General features: G+C 61.4%; 27 protein-coding genes and 1 pseudogene. 15 read left to right on the top strand and 13 right to left on the bottom strand.

The genetic code is table 11. The annotated features are described in order from the left end of the window. Positions 1 to 61: 61 nt before the first annotated feature. From B7X90_RS01850 to B7X90_RS01905, 12 genes are all read right to left on the bottom strand, one after another. Positions 62 to 493: a hypothetical protein gene (locus tag B7X90_RS01850; protein ID WP_292621152.1), complete on the bottom strand. Its 432-nt coding sequence runs from the start codon at positions 491 to 493 to the stop codon at positions 62 to 64. After that, the gene (locus tag B7X90_RS01855; RefSeq protein WP_292621153.1) at positions 493 to 1,110 is read right to left on the bottom strand and encodes a hypothetical protein; all 618 of its coding nucleotides are present in this window, start codon (positions 1,108 to 1,110) and stop codon (positions 493 to 495) included. The genes B7X90_RS01850 and B7X90_RS01855 overlap by 1 nt, the downstream gene beginning before the upstream one ends. A 58-nt stretch (positions 1,111 to 1,168) precedes the next feature. Then, a complete protein-coding gene (locus B7X90_RS01860; RefSeq protein WP_292621156.1) occupies positions 1,169 to 1,639 on the bottom strand; it encodes a hypothetical protein in 471 nt (156 codons plus the stop codon). Positions 1,640 to 1,649: 10 nt separating this feature from the next. Then, positions 1,650 to 1,943 carry a hypothetical protein gene (locus tag B7X90_RS01865; RefSeq protein WP_292621160.1) on the bottom strand — a complete coding sequence of 98 codons (294 nt, stop codon included), beginning with the start codon at positions 1,941 to 1,943 and terminating at the stop codon, positions 1,650 to 1,652. Between the two features lie 14 nt (positions 1,944 to 1,957). Beyond that, on the bottom strand, positions 1,958 to 2,215 hold the full coding sequence (locus B7X90_RS01870) for a hypothetical protein (RefSeq protein ID WP_292621163.1): 258 nt from the start codon (positions 2,213 to 2,215) through the stop codon (positions 1,958 to 1,960). A gap of 343 nt (positions 2,216 to 2,558) precedes the next feature. After that, on the bottom strand, positions 2,559 to 3,218 hold the full coding sequence (locus B7X90_RS01875) for a hypothetical protein (RefSeq protein ID WP_292621165.1): 660 nt from the start codon (positions 3,216 to 3,218) through the stop codon (positions 2,559 to 2,561). Beyond that, positions 3,103 to 3,606 (bottom strand): hypothetical protein, encoded by a 504-nt coding sequence (locus B7X90_RS01880; RefSeq protein WP_292621167.1) that lies wholly within the window; start codon positions 3,604 to 3,606, stop codon positions 3,103 to 3,105. The genes B7X90_RS01875 and B7X90_RS01880 overlap by 116 nt, the downstream gene beginning before the upstream one ends. Positions 3,607 to 3,694: 88 nt before the next feature. Further along, a complete protein-coding gene (locus B7X90_RS01885; protein ID WP_292621169.1) occupies positions 3,695 to 4,015 on the bottom strand; it encodes a hypothetical protein in 321 nt (106 codons plus the stop codon). Further along, positions 4,012 to 5,406: an exonuclease domain-containing protein gene (locus tag B7X90_RS01890; protein ID WP_292621170.1), complete on the bottom strand. Its 1,395-nt coding sequence runs from the start codon at positions 5,404 to 5,406 to the stop codon at positions 4,012 to 4,014. The genes B7X90_RS01885 and B7X90_RS01890 overlap by 4 nt, the downstream gene beginning before the upstream one ends. A 167-nt stretch (positions 5,407 to 5,573) precedes the next feature. After that, positions 5,574 to 6,062: a hypothetical protein gene (locus tag B7X90_RS01895; protein ID WP_292621171.1), complete on the bottom strand. Its 489-nt coding sequence runs from the start codon at positions 6,060 to 6,062 to the stop codon at positions 5,574 to 5,576. A 70-nt stretch (positions 6,063 to 6,132) separates the two neighbouring features. Then, entirely contained in the window at positions 6,133 to 6,384 is a 252-nt protein-coding gene (locus tag B7X90_RS01900; RefSeq protein ID WP_292621173.1) for a hypothetical protein, read from the bottom strand. Continuing rightward, positions 6,384 to 6,800, bottom strand: coding sequence for a helix-turn-helix domain-containing protein (locus B7X90_RS01905; RefSeq protein WP_366409651.1), 417 nt, complete (start codon positions 6,798 to 6,800; stop codon positions 6,384 to 6,386). Before B7X90_RS01905 ends, B7X90_RS01900 begins: the two co-directional genes overlap by 1 nt. Positions 6,801 to 6,885: 85 nt before the next feature. Between B7X90_RS01905 and B7X90_RS01910 the strand changes: the two genes are divergently transcribed. From B7X90_RS01910 to B7X90_RS01975, 15 genes and pseudogenes are all read left to right on the top strand, one after another. Next, positions 6,886 to 7,233: a helix-turn-helix domain-containing protein gene (locus B7X90_RS01910; RefSeq protein WP_292621177.1), complete on the top strand. Its 348-nt coding sequence runs from the start codon at positions 6,886 to 6,888 to the stop codon at positions 7,231 to 7,233. Between the two features lie 163 nt (positions 7,234 to 7,396). Further along, on the top strand, positions 7,397 to 7,912 hold the full coding sequence (locus B7X90_RS01915) for a hypothetical protein (RefSeq protein WP_292621178.1): 516 nt from the start codon (positions 7,397 to 7,399) through the stop codon (positions 7,910 to 7,912). A 138-nt stretch (positions 7,913 to 8,050) separates the two neighbouring features. Then, positions 8,051 to 8,284, top strand: a complete 234-nt coding sequence (locus tag B7X90_RS01920; RefSeq protein WP_292621180.1) for a hypothetical protein — start codon at positions 8,051 to 8,053, stop codon at positions 8,282 to 8,284. Then, a complete protein-coding gene (locus B7X90_RS01925) occupies positions 8,277 to 8,525 on the top strand; it encodes a DUF2312 domain-containing protein (RefSeq protein ID WP_292621183.1) in 249 nt (82 codons plus the stop codon). Before B7X90_RS01920 ends, B7X90_RS01925 begins: the two co-directional genes overlap by 8 nt. Continuing rightward, entirely contained in the window at positions 8,525 to 9,007 is a 483-nt protein-coding gene (locus tag B7X90_RS01930) for a hypothetical protein (protein ID WP_292621185.1), read from the top strand. Before B7X90_RS01925 ends, B7X90_RS01930 begins: the two co-directional genes overlap by 1 nt. Continuing rightward, positions 9,007 to 9,297 (top strand): hypothetical protein, encoded by a 291-nt coding sequence (locus B7X90_RS01935; protein WP_292621187.1) that lies wholly within the window; start codon positions 9,007 to 9,009, stop codon positions 9,295 to 9,297. Before B7X90_RS01930 ends, B7X90_RS01935 begins: the two co-directional genes overlap by 1 nt. After that, the gene (locus B7X90_RS01940; RefSeq protein ID WP_292621189.1) at positions 9,294 to 9,434 is read left to right on the top strand and encodes a hypothetical protein; all 141 of its coding nucleotides are present in this window, start codon (positions 9,294 to 9,296) and stop codon (positions 9,432 to 9,434) included. Before B7X90_RS01935 ends, B7X90_RS01940 begins: the two co-directional genes overlap by 4 nt. Continuing rightward, complete coding sequence (locus B7X90_RS01945) at positions 9,431 to 9,832, top strand: hypothetical protein (protein ID WP_292621192.1); 402 nt, start codon at positions 9,431 to 9,433, stop codon at positions 9,830 to 9,832. The genes B7X90_RS01940 and B7X90_RS01945 overlap by 4 nt, the downstream gene beginning before the upstream one ends. Further along, a complete protein-coding gene (locus B7X90_RS01950) occupies positions 9,829 to 10,278 on the top strand; it encodes a hypothetical protein (RefSeq protein WP_292621194.1) in 450 nt (149 codons plus the stop codon). Before B7X90_RS01945 ends, B7X90_RS01950 begins: the two co-directional genes overlap by 4 nt. After that, positions 10,271 to 10,501, top strand: a pseudogene (locus B7X90_RS18320) (DUF5131 family protein); the annotation flags it as partial. The gene B7X90_RS01950 and the pseudogene B7X90_RS18320, both read left to right, overlap by 8 nt. A gap of 71 nt (positions 10,502 to 10,572) precedes the next feature. Further along, complete coding sequence (locus B7X90_RS01955) at positions 10,573 to 10,830, top strand: J domain-containing protein (protein WP_366409652.1); 258 nt, start codon at positions 10,573 to 10,575, stop codon at positions 10,828 to 10,830. Between the two features lie 73 nt (positions 10,831 to 10,903). Continuing rightward, the gene (locus B7X90_RS01960) at positions 10,904 to 11,815 is read left to right on the top strand and encodes a hypothetical protein (RefSeq protein WP_292621197.1); all 912 of its coding nucleotides are present in this window, start codon (positions 10,904 to 10,906) and stop codon (positions 11,813 to 11,815) included. After that, the gene (locus B7X90_RS01965; RefSeq protein ID WP_292621199.1) at positions 11,812 to 12,378 is read left to right on the top strand and encodes a hypothetical protein; all 567 of its coding nucleotides are present in this window, start codon (positions 11,812 to 11,814) and stop codon (positions 12,376 to 12,378) included. The genes B7X90_RS01960 and B7X90_RS01965 overlap by 4 nt, the downstream gene beginning before the upstream one ends. Continuing rightward, a complete protein-coding gene (locus B7X90_RS01970; protein ID WP_292621202.1) occupies positions 12,375 to 13,244 on the top strand; it encodes a DUF6551 family protein in 870 nt (289 codons plus the stop codon). Before B7X90_RS01965 ends, B7X90_RS01970 begins: the two co-directional genes overlap by 4 nt. Continuing rightward, positions 13,241 to 13,468 carry an AlpA family phage regulatory protein gene (locus B7X90_RS01975; protein WP_292621204.1) on the top strand — a complete coding sequence of 76 codons (228 nt, stop codon included), beginning with the start codon at positions 13,241 to 13,243 and terminating at the stop codon, positions 13,466 to 13,468. Before B7X90_RS01970 ends, B7X90_RS01975 begins: the two co-directional genes overlap by 4 nt. Before the next feature lie 240 nt (positions 13,469 to 13,708). Here B7X90_RS01975 and B7X90_RS01980 read toward each other — a convergent pair whose 3' ends face one another. Then, entirely contained in the window at positions 13,709 to 14,032 is a 324-nt protein-coding gene (locus B7X90_RS01980) for a PilZ domain-containing protein (protein ID WP_292621205.1), read from the bottom strand. Between the last annotated feature and the right edge of the window lie 85 nt (positions 14,033 to 14,117).

Consider the following 14,117-nt stretch of genomic DNA (forward strand, 5'->3'; position numbering starts at 1 on the left):
CTGTGGCGGGGTCGATTTAGACCGAAACGTGGCCACTTCGGCAGGGTCTATTTTGTGACGCTCAGGCAAACCCCTCAAGCGCATCAGCCGCGCGTTCCATCCACATCGCGATGTTGTCGGGTCTGCGGTCGATCCACTGGAACGCACAAAGCACGCTGTCACCCACCTGATAATCGCCTTCGCTCTGGTGCTCGAACGCCTGCCAGGCATCCTCTGTCAACACCAGACACAGGAATCGAGGTGACATGGTGTGGACCAGATACTCACCACCATCCGATCCATCGCCGCAGATCCATTCTGCGGGCACCCGCACCGGCACCCCATCGCCCAGCAGACCCAGCAGCGCGGCAGCCACATTGTCGGTCGGCCCATCCTTCACCGCGCGGCGGATGGTCCGCTGATCCACGTCAAGCGCCCGCGATAGGGTCGACTGCCAACCAATGACAGAACCATGCCATGCCACCGCGTTCGAGATGAATTCTTCGCGGGTCATTACAAATCAACCTTCTTGAAAAGCCCTGAAACATCCAGCGCCGCGCGCACTATTCGGGATACAGAAACGCCAGCATCCTGTGCCGCAGCACTAAGCGCTGCGGCTTCATCTTCAGTAATAGTGGCCGAAATCGTTTTATGCGGGGCAGTAGTGTCTAATTTCAGCTTCTGCGCCTGAAGCACAATTTTGTCTGCCACCTTTCGGGGCGAACGCTGCGTGATGCTAAGCGCCCTGCGTTTCTGTTCGGCGGGCGGCAATATCCGTTCGTTGATAACCTGCAGGGCCTCGGTCGATCGCAGATCGCGCAGGGCCTTGCGGTGCTCAACCCACGCGCCGTTCACATGCTCGATCACAGTCACCACGTCGTCCACCAGAAGGTTCTCCTGCTCGGCCAGCGGCAAGGTGGCCAGGCGGCGCAGAAGAGTGGTGTAACCAGCATATTTTACCACCAGTTCAGCTTTCAGATCGCCTCGTGCAATCAGCGGCATGAAGGACCAAAGGCCGGATTTAAGATCTGACAGATCTTCGCCGCGGCGCTCAAGCTCGCGCCAGATCGCCGCAAGATGCTGCATGTGGGCTGCTGTGATCGAAAGCGATTTGGCCAGTTCGGCCCGCAATTCTTCAATTGTCATGTTGCCCAGCGCAACGCTGCCGGGGCGCGCCGCCGGAGACAGGTCATTTGTCATCATCATCTCCGTTGATCACACTGGCCTCTGCGCCAAACCGGCGCAGGGCAAGGTTCCTGCGATATTCAATATTGGTGCGGCGGATCATGTCGGCCTTGGCCGGATCACGCTGACGCGCAGCCATATAGGCCGCCATGTACTGCCGCCGCGAATGAAGATTTTCCGGAATGGCCAACCATTCAGCCAGCTTTTTTTTGTTGTATTCGGCGCGCCGCTTCTTTCGCGCGCGCTGGGCGCTCGGATCAACGTCAACTGGATCAATCATGCGCCCGCCACGTGGCCGGGTCTCCACTTCTGCCGCTTCCAGAACTTTACGCACCATGCGGATTGAAACGTCAAAATCCAATGCACATTCGGCCAAGGTCCCACCATCTGAATAGCGTTGCACAATGCAGATGTTGCGCGCGGCGATCGCCGGGTCGGGCTTACGACCCGCACCCGGCTTCCTCTTGCGCTTCATGGCGAGATGATCAGACATACCGCGCCAGACGCGCCTGTGCGTCGGCAGCCTTCAGGTTGAAAATCTCTACACTGCGTCCGGCTGCGGTCAGCACCATCACGTCATATCCGTCAAAGCCAAGAAGCAGCTGCCGCACTGGTGCGCTGCGGCGTTCAGTATCGCGGGCAGACCATGCAATGTTGGTCACGCCGCGCTGCGCCAGCCATGCGGCCCGCGGACAACCTTCGGGCCGCTGCGCCATAGCGCGATGATACTCTTGCATCTTGTCTTGCTGGGCGGCGATCAGTGTCTGAATATCGAACATGGTAATCACCCCTCTCACAGACCGGCGCGGCGAGCCGCAACCTTAAGCGCTTCAATAGCGTTCGAAGCGCCGATCTTGGTCAGCTGGCCGGCAGCGATCTGTGCCAGCTTTTCAGCAGCCTGCGCCTGTGCATCGCGGGCATTGACCTGCGGGTTATATTTGAACCCAACGGCAGCTTTGGCTTTAGTGGGCAGCTTGGACACATCAACCGCAAGGATGCGGGCTGCCAGGCTGTTGATGAATGCGATCTGCGGTTCGGTTGCTACGTTCATGATAACCGGGCCTCCTTGCCCTTGTTCTGGCCGGGATCAATTCCCTTGCCTGATGAATGTCCTATATAGGACATTGCGATTCGCCGCAAGCACAAAAATGCACCCAACCAATCACCGCCCAACAAATCGTCGTAGGCGCGGACCTGATCGTGACACGCAAAAATCGTCAGCCCTGACTTGATCCGGGCCGGGGCTGCCTTCTTTCTCCACTCACCCCGTTCCGCTCATCCTGAGCCTGTCGAAGGATCGAAGGATCGAACGCTTACAGCAACCCCGGCCCCAAATGCCTGAGAGGCAAGCGGGAACGCTTACAGCAACCCCGCCCCACTGGAAGCGGGAACGCTTACAGCAACCCAGATTGCGCCGCCATCAACGTCGCCTCATCCACCTCCCGCACCGCATCCCACAGGTGCGCAGGCCACGCATCCAGCGCATCGGACAGGATCTTGCGCACCCGCCGCACATGCATCCGATGCGCCCGCGTCACCACGGTCACGCCCACGTCCTCCACGATCAGCTGCAGCACCGCCGCCACCGGCGCACCCGCCAATAGGTCAGGCAAAGCCGCCCGCCACCGGCCATAGGCCACCTCGCGCCGCACCTGCCCCAGCGCCTCGAAAAAGCCGCCATCGCCGCACATGGACTGGTCCACCCGCGTCTCCAGGCTCACCGTGCGCACCGTCACGTCACTGCCGATCCGCTCGACGACTGCGGCAATTTCCAATGCCGCGCCCAGCTGCTCGATGCTGATGGCGCCTGATGCGTAAAGCCGCGCCAATGCCCCTTGGCGCTTGCCGCGCACATGCTCGCGGGTTTCGGGCGTTGCGGCACAGGTGGCGGGATAGCGTCCGATCAGATCGCGCCGCTCAATCCGCAGCGCGCGTTCTTCAGCCGCTCGGGCTGGATGGCGCCGTGCCCATGCCCTGTGCTGCGCCAGCTCGACGGGCGATTTCGCCTCCGCCTCGCCCTTTACCCGCTTCTTCGCCCCGGCCTGCTTCTTCACCACGCAAAGGTTCCTTCTGTTGCAAAGGAACATAGTCCAGCACCGGCTCGTCGATCAGGGCCAAATCTGTGACGCTTTCGGCGCGCGGCGGATTGACCTGAAACCCATGCGCCGCCAGCAGCTTGACCGCACCTTGCAGTTCATCCGGCAGCGCCAACCCACGCGGCCCGGCACATCGCAAAAGCAACCCGTCATTGGCCAAACTGCGCACCGCCTTGCGCACCCGCGTGCGATTGGTGTTCAGCCCCGCCGCAATCTCGCCATAACTGGGCGATGCCCCCCAGGTGCGCAGGTAATCCCGCACAAAGCGCAGCACCAGCAGGCGCAGGCTGGCCATGCTCGGCGTCAGCCGCAGGTCCGGCGCATCAATGTCGTTCAGATTACTCACGCCCTGCATGAACGGAACATAGTAGGAATCGAATGTTGTGCCATCAATTTGTCTCGCAACAGACGCCCACTGCGTGACTCACATCGAGTCAGAGCAACGGAACTTGCTTAGGCGGCGAAAGATGCTCGATCACCTCCAAGATGAGATATTCTGTTCGCAGACCACTTGGTATCAGCCACTGATCCATTCGAACACGGCAGACAAGGTAATCCTCCTTGGCAAAGGATAGATCGGAGGCATCAACCGCTGCCCAAAATTCAGCATCGACGATCTCTGCCTGTATAGTTTGGGCACCGTTTGAAAGCCGCCATTTCCGACCGCGCTCAAAGAACAGCCGCGATAACAGCAATGCCGCCAGCAGGATGACCAGCGCAACGATAACACCGATGATGCCGGACCAGTTGCTCACTGCGTCGCCGCCATCGCCATAAAATCGTCAACATCCACAATTCGGATGGAATGGCCCTGATCGAACATCTTTTCGGCTTTCAGGTGCTTGTTGCTCTTGGCCTGCCATCCCGGCAGCGCGTTGCGGGTGCCGACAACAACCATCGTGGTGCGCTTGTTAACGCCGTCCTCAACATCGGCACCTGCAGCTGCTGCCATCGCCGCCACGGCCTCTTTGCCCGCTGCAAAGTCGTTGGTGAAAACCACCGTTTCGCCCAGCAGAGCGCCCGCGCCGGATCCTGCCCGGCGCAGCTTCCCCGGCCAACGCCCGGATTTACTCGCTTCTGCGCCGCCCCCCGCACCAACTGCCACCGCCGCTATCGGCGTGCCTGCAATGGAATGCAGGAACAGCAGCCCACAGGCCCGCGCATCTTCCAGCGCATCGTGCGCGGCATAGGTAATGTTCAGCGCCTTCGCCAGATTGGGCAGGGTATAGCTTTTCAGGCCCGGCCATGCGCCGCGCGCCATGTCGCGGCTGTCGATCCACTGGCAGTCCGGTTCGGCCACGCCATGCACGCCACAGGCCATTGCTATGGCCGAAGGGTCAAAGCCGGAATGGCTCACCACGATCTCGCCCTTGGTCCACCGGCACAGCCATTCGTGGTGCTCGGCAAAGCATGGCGCGTCGGCCACGTGATCGGGCCGGATGCTGTGAACGCGCATCTGCCACTCGCCAAATTCCTCGCGTGGGTTCACCAGCACCTTTTCCGCTGCCACTTCCCGCCCGTTTTCAAACAGCACCACGCCGATCTGACAGATGCTGTGGTAACGCGGGTTGGCGGTTTCCACGTCCAGCGCCACAAACCGGGGCGGCGCATCGATGCCAGAGAAATCAGGCACAATCGCCGGGCCATCTGCGCCCGCCTTGGCCTTGGCAGGGGCTTTCCTCGGGCGTTTGGGCGTCTCGGCCTGCGCCGCTGGCACAATCGCGGCAGGCTCTTCCACCGCCACTGGCTCCACCACCGGCCCCACCACCGGCCCCACCACCGGAACGACTACCTCAGGCTCCGGTGCTGGCTCAATCGCCTCAACAATCGGCGCTGGCTTGGCTCGTTTCGTGTATTTTCGGGGTGTTTTGGCCGGTTCAGGCTCCGATATGGCATCTTCTGCCAGTATGGCAGCCGGGGCGACAACCAGCGGTTCACTGGCAATTTCGGCCACTTTGGGCACTGGCGGCGCGGCTTTGGCCTTCCTTTGGGCCTTTGGGACGGCGGCGGGTTCCGCAGCGGCCACTTCCACAACGGGTGATGCCGCAGGCGCTGGTTCAGAAGAGCGCGGTTCTGAAGGGGGCAGTTCCTTGAACTCCCACCCCGTCAGCCAGGTAATAGCGCCCTTCACAAAGCCTTCGATCATCGCTGCCCCCAGCTCTGCAAATCCTTGATTCTGAGGCTATCTTGCTCCGGTCAAATCAGTCGGTGCGCAGGATCACATTCCCGGCGCCCATTTCAATTTGGCTTTGCCCGCTACGATATCAGCAATGGCTGAACTATATCGTTCAATTGCGGGAAATCTGGCCGCTTCTATGGGATGAAACGGGCAGTAATACCCACAATTACTGCCACAAAACCCACAAACGCTGTGAGCAGCGTGAAGGTTTCCCAGCGCGTCGGCAGATGTTTGCTGCGCTCCTCGATGGCCAACAGCGTGCCTTTGATCTCACCAAAAGATTGGGCATTCTCAAGCCGCATCTCGGCAAACGACGTTGCCGTCTCAGACCGCATCTCGGCAAACGACTTTGCCGTCTCAGACCGCATCTCGGCAAACGACGTTGCTGTCTCAGACCGCATCTCGGCAAACGACTTTGCCGTCTCAAACCGCATATCGCCAAGCGACTTTGCCGTCTCAAACCGCATATCGCCAAGTGACTTTGCCGTCTCATAGCGTATGTCGCCAAGCGACTTTGTAGTCTCAAGCCGGAAAGCATTTAGATTGTCTTCGATCTTCGTTATCCGCGTTTCCAAAGCCGATCCTCCGCTACCACCACCGCCGTTGCTGGCGGCTTTGCGCAAAACTTCTTCGTACTCCGCGTTCATGGACGCGATAGGCTGGTCTGTCGACCGAACGATTTTCAGTCGATCCTCATTCCCCATCGATTTGCTCCTGCGTCACGATTTTATTTCTAACGGAGTTAGCTTGTGAAAGAACAGCTTGGGAGGTCTCAAGCAAAGCCATGAAGCTGTCGTAGGTGATCGGCTCACTCGCCCGCAATTTGGCAATCATTTTCACGATCTTGAGATTGACATCGGATTGGGCCACAATCAGCTGCAGAAAATCTGCAGCTAATCCACTGACTTGTGGCGGATACTTTTCGTTCGTTTCGTCCCTGCTCATCACTGCCCCCTGTAGCTCACACGCGGTGCATGAAGTGTCTCGGTAGAGGCCACGTACTTCTTCACCGTTGGTGGCGGTTCGGGATTGCCGATGGTCGCCAGTGTCCGGGCAAGCTGGATCAATGCGGCGCGATCTTTCGGCGCAATCTGGCGCAGACAATCCACAACGGCCCGCTCTTCGGCTGACAAATCTGGCTCGTCGGGCAGTGTCGAATCGGGATCATCTGTTTCGCCAGCGAGGTATGCAGGCGTTGTTCCCAGTTCCCGAGCTACCTTATGAAGGTGGGCAGAACCGGTCTTATTGTCGTGTATCAATTTGAAAATGGTGGGTTGCTTCACCCCCACGCGCCGCGCCAATTCGGCCTGTGTAAGGCCTCTGTCCCTCATCAAGGCAGCAACGCGAGTCCCGATTATCATAGCTGGCTTGTAATACCCAAGCGTATTGAGCGCTCTAACCGTATAGGTATTGACTCAAGAATACCCACAGGTATTAGTGTGCCCCATGACAGAGGCTCGCTCCCCCGACTCGGCATTGAAGGTTGCGGTGAACCTGATGGGTTCACAGGATCGCATGGCGCGCCTGTGTGGGGTGAAGCAGCCTTCTGTTTGGCGTTGGCTGCATCGGCAGCGTCGCCTTCCTGCAGAACACGTCCTGAAGGTTGAGCAGGCAACAGGCGTTTCCCGCCACGATCTGCGCCCGGACATCTACCCCATCGAAACCGATACAGCGCCGCCGCAGTCCACAGCCATTTTGGCCAGTGCGGCTGGTGCTGGCCCGGCAGGGATGCCCTCCAAGGTTCATGCCGGGCACCCACCCATTTCCACATCCATGTCAGGAGGAGCCGCATGATCATCATGGGTTCCGTCCGTAATGGAACAATCAGCCCCCATGTGCTTGAAAAAGCACGGCGTTTTATCGCAACCCCCGCTCATGCTGAGCCTGTCGAAGCATCCCCCAGCCCAAACGACCTCCCAACACCCGGGAACACGGCTGGCCACTGTGAGGGCGGCGCATGACCAAGCGCCGCCCTCCCCTTTCCATCGATGCCGCGCTGGCCCGCATTGCCGGGCAGCTTGAATGCGGCTGGGATGATATCGCGTCGGTCACGGGCCGCTCCACCACGCTTGTCCGCGCCTGGGGCGATCCTGACCGGCGTGAGAAGATCCCGGTCGATGATGCGATCATGCTCGATCTCGCCTATCGCGCCGCCGGTGGCGATGGTGCGCCCATTTTCGAAATGTTTGCACACCAGCTGCAGATCGAAGGCGGCACGTGGTTTGCCGATGAAGTGGCCCTTGGCCGCTATGCCGCCGAAGTCATTCTTGAATGCGGGCAGGCAGGCTCTGCCGTGGTCCTCTCGGCCCAACCCGGCGCCACCCCCGCCCAGCGCCGCGAAGCGCTGCGCGAGGTTGAAGAAGCCATCGGCGTCCTCACCCGCGCCCGCCTGATGCTAGGCCTCCCCGCCCCCTTCCCCGATTCCGGTGAAGCTGGGCACCGGTCAACCGCGCCGCCTCTCCAGCGGAAATAGCATCGATCCGCTTACCCCGGCCCGCTCATCCTGAGCCTGTCGAAGGATCGAACCACAAACAAACACCGAAACAAACAACCGCTCTGGTCGCCAATCGCGCTTCCGGTGGCGGTTTCCTGCTGCCGGAATCAATTCGCCATGTCAGACTACGAACGCTCCACATTGCAACGCGCGCTTCTGCCTGATTACGATGCGCCACTGCCGCTTGCCGAAGCACTTCAGGCTGAAGCCGAACCCCACACCCCCGCACCACTCCCGTGGAATGCCGAACGCGCCCACGCCCGCATCCGCTTCCTCGCAGGCGCCCTCGGCCTCAGCTGCGTCGCCCTGATCCTCGCCCTCCTGATCACCGGGGCACCGGCACATGGCTGACGCCGGACACAACAGCAGCAATGAGGATCTTCGCCTCGGCATCGAACGCATCGAGCGGCTTGAGGAAGAGAAGAAGGGGATCGGTGACGACATCAAGGATGTCTATTCCGAATACAAAGCCAAGGGCTTCGACGCCAAGATCATGCGCGAAATCATCCGGCTTCGCAAAATGAAGCCCGACGATCGCCGCGAAATGGAAGCGGTCCTCGAAACCTACAAAAACGCGCTGGGGATCGACTGATGGCACCCCAGCCCGCTCACCCCTCCCCTAATCGTCAGCCCGTGCTTGACACGGGCCAAGGCTTCCTTCGCCGCGCCATCAACCGCGTCCTCGGCCGGACACCCAGCGCGCCACCAAAGTCCACTCACCCTGAGCCTGTCGAAGGCCCGCGCCCCGAAGACAAATCGTGGCAGGCAGGCGACATCGCCGAATGCATCGTGACCAACGATTGGATCGTGATGCGTCGCTCTGGCGTTGTTGCCGCCCCCGGACCCGCAAAAGGCGATGTTCACATCGTCAACCGGGTGATGATGTCCAGCCATCCGATGCGTGGAGAAATCGTCTTTCTGGCACTACGTGGCCTGCCCGGATGGTGGGAAGCCGCCTGTTTCCGCAAAATCCAACCCGTCGCCGACAAGGCCGAAGCCGCAGACAGCACCTTCCTGAAAGACCTCCACCACCGCCTGGCGCGCCAGCCGGTGCGCGAACGGGAGGACGCATGATGTTCCGTTTGTCCGCTCATCCTGAGCCTGTCGAAGGACGAACCCCCACACCTAATCCGCGCCGTGCCCTGGTTTCCTCGGCTCGGATCGAAGGCCCGGCACCCACACGTTCAAAGCGCCTCCCAGCAAAGGCGCAAGTGCGCCGGGCCTTCGCCTCAACTCTGTTGAACCGCCTCACCCCCGCAGGCCGCGATTTTCTCGCTACCCTGATCGTCGTGCCCGCCGCCTTCGCCACCTGCGTCACAGCGCTGATGATCTTGGCCGAACTGGTGAAGGCCACGTCGGCATGATGAACACCGTCCGCCGCGCCGCAGAGGCCATCGTCGGCATCTTCGCCGCTGCGGTGGTCGGTGCGCTCTTCCTCTCTGCTCTGTTCGCGATCCTAACTTTCGCCACCGGCTTCCTCACATTCGCGAGGCATCTATGACCGCTGCACCAACACCCGCTCACCCTGAGCCTGTCGAAGGGCTGTCCCCAACCGCAGTTTCAGAAGAAACCCTGCCACCGGGGTTGTACGCTGTCGTCGAACAACTGGGCCACGCCACGCTCATTGGCCGCGTTGAACAGGTCGAACGCTTCGGCGTGCAATTCCTCCAGATCGAACCGCTGTTCAAAGACTGGATGCTCCCCCCGATCCTGCTCGGCGGCGCATCGCTCTACCGCTTCACCCCCTGCACCCCCGCCACCGCGTGGAACATGCGCGCCAAGTACTGCCACGAACTCCCGCCCAGCGTATGCGCCCTCGTGCCGCAAGATCCAGAACTGGCATTCCAGCCGCCTGCCTTTCTGGGCTTTGATTCCGACGATGATGGGGCAACCCTATGACTTCTCCCTCCCCCGTCACCCCGGGCTTGACCCGGGGTCCAGCTTCTTCGCGTGAAGAAGCAAAGCTCACCCGCACCACAGTCCTCGCCCGGCTCGCTCTGGCCGATGCGCTCGATCATCTCGAAATCATGCAGGCCCGCGGCCTTGAGGTCACCGAGCAGGTCGATCAGATGGTCAAACACCATGGCGCATCGGTTCGTTTCGTGAACGGCACCAACGTGTTCCGCTGCGCCGGCGTAACCGGCACCAGCACCGCAGACAAAGGCGCGCTGATGCTTGCCAGCTGGTCCCGCATCGCCGATCGCAACCTCGGCACCAGCTGGCCGAAAGGCGGACCGCGCCCGAACACCCCCAAGCCTGACCCGCTCACCCTGAGCCTGTCGAAGGGCGTCAGCCCGGCCAATGGGTTCCAGCCGTCCGCCGCAGAAAGCACGGCCAATGGGTGACGCAACCAAAATCGAATGGTGCCACGCCACCATCAACGCGATCAGCGGCTGCACCGTCCTCTCCCCCGGCTGCACCAATTGCTACGCCATGCGCGCCGGCAACACCCCTCGCCCCCACCACCCGTCAAAGGGTCTGACAAAGCGCGCATCGAACGGCCAGCACGTCTGGACCGGCTCGGTCCGCCTCAACGAAGAGTGGCTGAAGAAGCCGCTGAAATGGGCCAAACCCCGCCGCATTTTCTGGAACGCCCACGGCGATCCCTTCCACGCTTCGGTGAAGCCCGCCGCACCGAAATGCGCCACGGCGGGCTGTACGTCGTCCGCCAGACCTTCAAGGGCTTCACCGCGCTTCCGGCCCCCGATGCGACCTCACCCACCAACTGGTGGACCGTGCTGGGCATCCCCCGCACCGCCAGCCGCGCCGAAATCGAAGCCGCCTACCGCGACAAGATCCGCACCGCCCACCCCGACACCGGGGGCACGACCGAAGCGGCCAGCGCCATCAACCGCGCCCGCGACGAAGCCTTCAAGGAAAGGACGTACAATGTCTGATCCCGCGCCCACCTCTCCCTTTCGTCACCCCGGACTTGATCCGGGGTCCAGCTGTTCTTCCTCAATCCGGGGCATGATCTTCAGCACCCCGATGGTGATGGCGCTTCTCGCGGGCCGCAAAACCCAAACCCGCCGCCTCCTGCCCGAAGGACGCCAGCCGCGCCTGAAAGTGGGAGACCGCGTCTACGTCCGCGAAACCTTCCGCATAGCGCCCAACGCGGCGGAAGGCTGGCCGCACGAAGCAGAACCCTGCCCCGGCTGGATCGATTACGCCGCGGGCGGCAGCCACTACTGCTTCGCGCCAGACTACTTCGCCGTGCTCGAGGCCTTCGGCAAGATCCCCGTCGACTGGGACAACCTGCCCCAGCGCTGGCGCCCCTCGCGCATCGCCCCCCGCTGGACCTCGCGCATGTACCTCACGATCACCGATGTCCGCGTTCAGCAGCTGCTCTATATCAATGAGCACGATTGCATTGCCGAAGGGCTCGAGGAAGACTTCGACGACGGCACGGATTCGCATGGTCGATCGGTAACCCGTTCATCGTATCACGCCGCTGATTATCTGCCTTGGCTCGCCAGTCCGCGCGAAGCCTACGCCGATCTGTGGGACCAGCTGAACACCAAACCCGGCACCCGATGGGACGATAACCCGCGCGTGGTGGCATACACCTTCACCGTCACCCGCCGAAACATCGATGTCCTGCCGATGGCCCCTGGCTATTTCGCCGAAACCTCCCCCGCTCACCCCTCTTCCGCTCACCCTGAGCCTGTCGAAGGGGTCGAAGGGCGTCAGCCCGGGCTTGATCCCCAAGGCCGCGAGGCCGTCCCCCATCGTCAGCCCGGGCTTGACCCGGGCCGGGGCTTTTCTTCCTCCGAAGCCCCGATCACCCCTCGCGCCCTGATCGAAGGCCACGTGCCTCCGCACATCGCCGCCCATCTGATCCGCGCGAGTGATCTCCCCCAGCCGGTCAGGAAGCGGGCATGACTGACCAGCCGATCACCGTCGTCTCGCCCACGATCGCGCAGCTCCACGCCGGAAAGGTCACCCGCCTGCGCCGCCCGCAGGGCCGCTTGTCCACGCTGAAACCCGGCGATCGCCTGTGGCTGCGCGAACAGTTCTTCCTCGCCAGTGCGTTTGAACAGATCTCGCCCACGCAGGCGCTCGACCGCGGCGCAACCCCCGTCTTCGGCGCCGATCACGCCGATCTGCCCGATTACGCTACCGCAGATCTCGGCCGAAGACGCTTCGCGCGCGAAATGCCCAAACGCTGGCATCGCGCCCACCTCGTGGTCACACACGTCGCGCTCGAACGCCTGCAACAGATCTCGACCGAGGAGATCGCCGCCGAAGGCTTCGCAAGCGCAGAACAGTTCGCCGCGTCCTGGAATGAAAATCTGTCGCTCGCCAAGAACTCTGCTGGCGGCGGCATCACCGCATTCCGTCGGCTCGAATGGAAGGCAGATCCAGCCGTCATCGCCTTCACGTTCGCCTTCGTCCCCCACCCCCTCCCTGAATTCAGCACGTCGGAAAGGAGCCTCGCGTCATGAATGTGCGCAATTCCTCTCGCACCGGAACAACGTCAAACGCCCGGCTGAAGCTCAACCCGATCCGTGGTCGGCGTCCCACGCTGATGAACTGCATGATAGGCGAGCTGAAGGTGGATGAGACCTATCAGCGTTCGATTAACAACGGGTCCAGCCGCTCGCTGATCGTCAAGATCGCAAAGGAATGGGACTGGTCCCTGTTTCAACTCCTGATCGTTTCGCGGCGCATCGATGGCGCGCTCTATGTAGTCGACGGCCAGCACCGCCTGTCGGCTGCCCGCATTCGACGCGATCTCTACGATCTTCCTTGCTCGATTTATGATTTCGGAAGCGTTGCCGAAGAAGCGCGTGCCTTCGGGAAGCTCAATCAGCAGCGCCGCCCACTTGGCGCTCTCGATCTTTTCCGCGCAGCTGTCTCCAGCGGTCTTGACGACGACGCGTTGGCCATCGCGCATTTGCTCCAAAGGGCCGGTCTGTCGGTTGCTCCGCACTCAAACTTCACTGCGTGGAAGCCGGGAATGCTGTCGAACATTTCCTACATCAAAAAGGCGTACAAGACACATGGCGGGGGGATTGTCGGCCGCGCCTTGCGCCTGATCGGCCGGGCATATGATGGCGAAGTGCTTCGCTATGCGGGCACGATTTTTCCCGGCATCGTCGGCACAATCGCAGAACTCAAACTGACCACGAAAGATGACGACCTGCTTGAGGTGGTCATCAGCGGCCTCAGCCAGGCCGAATGGGCAGAAGAGATCGCCCACGTCGTCGCAACCAACGCCATCCACCGCAACCGTGCTGCCGTGCGCGCGGTGACAGACTGCTACGCTGAATCTGCGGCCGACCACGACGATGGAGCACAAGCCGCATGACGCAGGCGAGCATCACCCAACCATCAGCCGGACCAGGGCGACTTCTCAAGATGAAGGACGTCGCGCACGAACTCTCGCTGCATCGCGCGACGGTTTACCGGCTGATCGCCGCTGGCGAATTTCCTGAAGGCAAACCGCTCACGCGCGGCCGCGCCCGTGTGGTCTGGACGGAGCGCGAAGTCGAAGCCTGGAAGATCGAGCGCCTGCAGAACGGCCCCGGCTGACCTAGCCCGCCGCGCCCGCGCGCAAAACAAGGGGGCTTAGCGCGCCCAAAGAGGGGCCTCATGGGGGCCTAAAGACAACGAAGAACAGAAGATCGCAAGGAAAAGCATATGCTTACACGATCCGTCAATATCCTACTCAGGGAGCCATTTTCCACCATTCTTCAGGTGGTTGGCCGCAAACAGCGAATTCCAGACAAACAAGCCAAAGCCGACTATGCAGGGTTCTCCCTGCTGGATCGGTCAATGTACGCTGGCAATGCTGCCACCCAGAAATGCGTCCAGCACAGCTGGATGAAACGGTTCAGAAAAGCGGACGTGCGTGACGAAGCCTTCGCTCGCCTCAACGGTGGCCGAACGCGCTTCGAGGCCGGGCAGCGTGATCCAAACCAGCGATCCGGCACGCGGGCATTCCAGGCATTCAATTGAGGCTGCAAAGCGCGAGAGCTTGCGCACGTTAACCTTGGCGCGCAGAATACCTCGCCGATACTTGGCGACAACCGGGGCCCGCTGCGCCTGCGGATTCCAAGGTTTTGCAACCTGCGCTTCGCTGTGATCCAGCCACATTGCCACTCTCCCGGTGCAAACTCTGCACACAAGGGAAGGACGGCACATTAACCAGACAATTCAGGCTGCGGCGGTCTGCACCATA

It is taken from the genome of Novosphingobium sp. 17-62-19, from assembly GCF_002256775.1.
Taxonomy (GTDB): domain Bacteria; phylum Pseudomonadota; class Alphaproteobacteria; order Sphingomonadales; family Sphingomonadaceae; genus Novosphingobium.